This window comes from Limnohabitans sp. Rim8 (genome assembly GCF_945869175.1).
Lineage (GTDB): Bacteria > Pseudomonadota > Gammaproteobacteria > Burkholderiales > Burkholderiaceae_C > Limnohabitans_A.
Map to the genome: position 1 here is coordinate 1 of NZ_CAMBNZ010000132.1, position 4,213 is coordinate 4,213.

Sequence of the window (4,213 nt, forward strand, 5' to 3'; positions counted from 1 at the left end):
CACGCCTTTGCTTTTCAGGTAAGCGCGCAAGATTTTGTTGGTGGTGCGGGGGTACACGTAATCGGTGCCCAGCAAAACCCAACGCTTGGCTGCGCCGCCTTCTTTGCTCATCAAATAATCCACCGCAGGGATGGCTTGTTGGTTGGGCGCAGCGCCTGTGTAGAACACGTTCTTGGACAGTTCTTCACCTTCGTATTGCACGGGGTAGAACAACAAGCCGTTCATTTCTTCCACCACCGGCAACACCGATTTGCGCGACACCGAAGTCCAGCAACCGAAGATCACCGAGACTTTGTCTTGGCCAAGCAACTGCTTGGTTTTTTCAGCAAACAAAGGCCAGTTGGAGGCCGGGTCCACGATCACGGGCTCGAGCTTCTTACCGAGCACGCCACCTTTGGCGTTGATTTCATCGATGGCCATGAGCACGGTGTCTTTCAACACCGTCTCGGAAATGGCCATGGTGCCGGACAAGCTGTGCAGCACGCCCACCTTGATGGTGTTGCCCGTTTGCGCTTGGACCTGTGTTACCAATGTCAAGCTGCCAGCCACAATGGCAGCAGCAGTTGCGAGGGCTTTGAGATGGCCACGACGATTCAACATGAGATCACTCCAATCAGGAAAGTAGGTTGTTCAAACAAACACGCGGCGATGTGCAACGCTGCCTCAGCTCTCGCAATCACCGTGCCAACCTTTGCAGACGCTGTTGTGCACCGCAAAATGGCGTGCAATGTCCCCAGAGGACACGACGCCTCCTATATAGGGGCACAGTCTTTGCTACATTGACACCATTCAATGCACCAACTCCAGCAGAGCGCACCAAAATGGAACTGACTCCCCGTGAAAAAGACAAGCTGTTGATCTTCACAGCAGGCCTTTTGGCCGAACGCCGCAAGGCGCGCGGTCTGAAACTGAACTACCCCGAAGCGATTGCTTTGATCAGCGCTGCGGTCATGGAAGGCGCACGGGACGGGAAGACCGTGGCCCAACTGATGAGCGAAGGCCGCACCGTTTTGACGCGTGCCGACGTGATGGACGGCATCGCCGAGATGATCCCCGACATCCAGGTCGAAGCAACTTTTCCAGACGGCACCAAATTGGTGACCGTGCACCAACCCATCGTTTGAGACCTAGGAGCTGTTATGAAAAAAATTGCCTTCACACTTTCTTTGACCTTCTCACAACTGGCCCACAACGCTTTGGCGCACGACGGGCACGGCTTGGGCGGCACCCACTGGCATGCCACCGATGTGTTGGGTTTTGTGGTCGCAGCCGCCTTGGTGGCTGTGGCTGTGTACTTTGGCAAAAAGTGAGCCCTGCATGACCCCCGGAGAACTTTTGATTGACCCCGGTCAGCACGCCTTGAACGTGGGCCGCCGCACTTGCATCCTGGTGGTGCAAAACGCCAGTGACCGTCCGATTCAGATCGGTTCGCACTACCACTTTGCCGAAACCAACGGCGGTTTGAGCTTTGACCGCAGCGCCGCGCAGGGCATGCGGCTGAACATCGCATCGGGCACGGCGGTTCGCTTTGAGCCTGGCCAGCAACGCACTGTGGAGCTGGTGGACTACGCGGGTGACCGGGTGGTGTACGGCTTTCGGGGCCTGACCCAAGGCCCCCTCGATCGCGCCAACGACAACGCACAGAAAGCCGACTGACATGGCCCACATCGACAAACGCGCTTATGCCGAAATGTTCGGCCCCACTGTGGGCGACCGCGTTCGCCTGGCCGACACGGCTTTGGTGATCGAGGTCGAAAAAGACTTCACCCTGCAAGCCGGTGGCTACGGCGAAGAGGTCAAGTTCGGCGGCGGCAAGACGATCCGCGACGGCATGTCGCAATCGCAACGCACCAATGCCGCCCACGGAACGGGCCCTGAAGCACCTGGTGCGATGGACTGCGTGTTGACCAACGCACTCATCGTCGACCACTGGGGCATCGTCAAGGCCGACATTGGCCTGCGTGGTAACCGCATCGCCGCCATTGGCAAGGCGGGCAACCCCGACACGCAGCCGGGCGTGGACATCGTCATTGGCCCTGGCACCGAGATCATCAGCTGCGAAGGCCTGATCGTCACCGCTGGCGGCATCGACTCGCACATCCACTTCATTGCCCCCCAGCAGATTGACGAGGCACTGGCCAGCGGCGTGACCACCATGCTCGGTGGTGGCACGGGCCCCGCCACCGGCACCTTTGCCACCACCTGCACGCCTGGGCCTTTCAACATCGAACGGATGATGCAGGCGGCCGACGCCTTCCCGATGAACCTGGGCTTTCTGGGCAAAGGCAACGCCGCCTTGCCCGCAGCACTGCACGAGCAGATCAACGCAGGCGCGATCGGCCTGAAGCTGCACGAAGACTGGGGCACCACACCGGCGGCCATCGACAACTGCCTGAACGTGGCCGAAGAAACCGACACGCAAGTGGCGATCCACACCGACACGCTCAACGAGTCCGGCTTTGTGGAAGACACTGTGGCAGCTTTCAAGGGCCGCACCATCCACACTTTCCACACCGAGGGTGCGGGCGGTGGACACGCCCCAGACATCTTGAAGGTCGTGGGCGAAGCCAATGTCTTGCCCTCGTCCACCAACCCGACACGGCCTTACACCATCAACACGCTCGACGAACATGTGGACATGTTGATGGTCTGCCACCACTTGGACCCGGCGATTGCCGAAGACCTGGCTTTTGCCGAAAGCCGCATTCGCAAAGAGACCATTGCGGCCGAAGACATCCTGCACGACCTGGGGGCCATCAGCATGATGAGCAGCGACAGCCAAGCCATGGGCCGGGTGGGTGAGGTCATCATCCGCACTTGGCAAACCGCGCACAAGATGAAACAGCAGCGCGGCAGCCTGCCCGGCGACACCGACCGCCACGACAACGCCCGCGTCAAGCGCTACATCGCCAAGTACACGATCAACCCCGCCATCGCACACGGCATGAGCCACGAAGTGGGCAGCATCGAGGTGGGCAAATGGGCCGATTTGGTGATCTGGAAACCTGCGTTCTTTGGCGTGAAGCCGGCCATCGTCATGAAAGGCGGCTTCATTGCTTTGGCCGCCATGGGTGACCCGAATGCCTCCATCCCCACGCCCCAACCGGTGCACTACCGCCCCATGTTTGGCAGCTTTGGCGGCGCACTGTCGCGTGGCTCGCTGACCTTTGTCTCGCAAGCGGGTTTGCAAGCGGGCATCGGTGCACGTTATGGTCTGGCCAAAACCCTGAGTGCCGTGAAAAACATCCGCCAAGTGGGCAAGAAGGACATGGTCCACAACGATTACACACCCCGCATGGAAGTCGATGCACAAACCTATGCGGTGCGTGCCGACGGCCAGCTGCTGGTGTGCGAACCCGCCACCAGCCTGCCCATGACCCAACGCTACTTTTTGTTTTGATGATCCTTTGCTCCAAACTCATGCCACAAGGCCGAGGCCTGGCCAAGGTCTTGGTCCAACGCGCCAGCGCCCTCACGCTCGACTGGGATACCCGCCAAAAAAGCCGATTTGACGCGACCGACAGCACTGGCCGTGCGCTCGGCGTGTTTTTGCCCCGGGGCACCGTGGTGCGCGGCGGCGATGTGCTGGTGGCAGAAGACGGCTCGCTCATTCGCGTGGAAGCCGCGCCCCAAACCGTGCTGCGCATCACCGCTTGCACCGAACACGGTTCGCCCTTTGACCTGACGCGCGCCGCCTACCACCTGGGCAACCGCCATGTGCCGATTGAACTCCAACCCGACCACCTGAAAATCGAGCCAGACCATGTGCTGGCCGACATGCTGCGTGCCATGCACATGACGGTGGTGCAGGTCTCTGAGCCCTTCGAGCCCGAAAGCGGCGCGTACGGTGACCACGCCGGGCATGCTGGGCACGCACATGGGCTGACGCACGACCACGGCCACGATCAAAATCATGCAGCCCCGTCAGCTGCCAAACGCATTGCCATCCCGATCCACACTGCCCCTGCCGCGCCGCATGTGCACGGCCCCGGCTGCAAGCATGAGCACTGACACCGCGCCTTCGGGGCTGCTGCAGCTGATCTGGCTGGCATCGCCTGCCTTGCCGATAGGCGGCTTCTCCTATTCCGAAGGACTGGAAGCGGCCATCGAGCAAGGCCTGGTGCACGATGAACACAGCGCCACCCAATGGGTGGTGGACCAGCTGCACCTGACGCTGTCGCGGGGCGATATGGCGGTACTGGCGCAAGCCATT

The 4,213-nt window shown here is 60.6% G+C and carries 6 protein-coding genes and 1 pseudogene; 6 read left to right on the top strand and 1 reads right to left on the bottom strand.

Annotated features, from left to right (window positions below; all coding sequences use genetic code 11):
• On the bottom strand, positions 1-597 hold a 597-nt coding region (locus Q0O19_RS13865; RefSeq protein WP_295523954.1), incomplete at its 3' end, for a transporter substrate-binding protein.
• Positions 598-821: 224 nt separating this feature from the next.
• On the opposite strand from Q0O19_RS13865, the gene ureA reads away from it, so the two are divergent.
• The 6 genes and pseudogenes from ureA to Q0O19_RS13895 form a co-directional block, all read left to right on the top strand.
• Positions 822-1,124 carry an urease subunit gamma gene (gene ureA / locus Q0O19_RS13870; protein ID WP_090138429.1) on the top strand — a complete coding sequence of 101 codons (303 nt, stop codon included), beginning with the start codon at positions 822-824 and terminating at the stop codon, positions 1,122-1,124.
• Between the two features lie 15 nt (positions 1,125-1,139).
• Complete coding sequence (locus Q0O19_RS13875; protein WP_295523944.1) at positions 1,140-1,310, top strand: hypothetical protein; 171 nt, start codon at positions 1,140-1,142, stop codon at positions 1,308-1,310.
• Positions 1,311-1,317: 7 nt separating this feature from the next.
• Positions 1,318-1,656 carry an urease subunit beta gene (locus Q0O19_RS13880; RefSeq protein ID WP_295523946.1) on the top strand — a complete coding sequence of 113 codons (339 nt, stop codon included), beginning with the start codon at positions 1,318-1,320 and terminating at the stop codon, positions 1,654-1,656.
• A gap of 1 nt (position 1,657) precedes the next feature.
• On the top strand, positions 1,658-3,400 hold the full coding sequence (gene ureC / locus Q0O19_RS13885) for an urease subunit alpha (protein ID WP_295523948.1): 1,743 nt from the start codon (positions 1,658-1,660) through the stop codon (positions 3,398-3,400).
• Positions 3,400-4,011 carry an urease accessory protein UreE gene (ureE, locus tag Q0O19_RS13890; RefSeq protein ID WP_295523950.1) on the top strand — a complete coding sequence of 204 codons (612 nt, stop codon included), beginning with the start codon at positions 3,400-3,402 and terminating at the stop codon, positions 4,009-4,011. Before ureC ends, ureE begins: the two co-directional genes overlap by 1 nt.
• A pseudogene (locus Q0O19_RS13895) lies at positions 4,001-4,213 on the top strand (urease accessory UreF family protein); the annotation flags it as partial. The gene ureE and the pseudogene Q0O19_RS13895, both read left to right, overlap by 11 nt.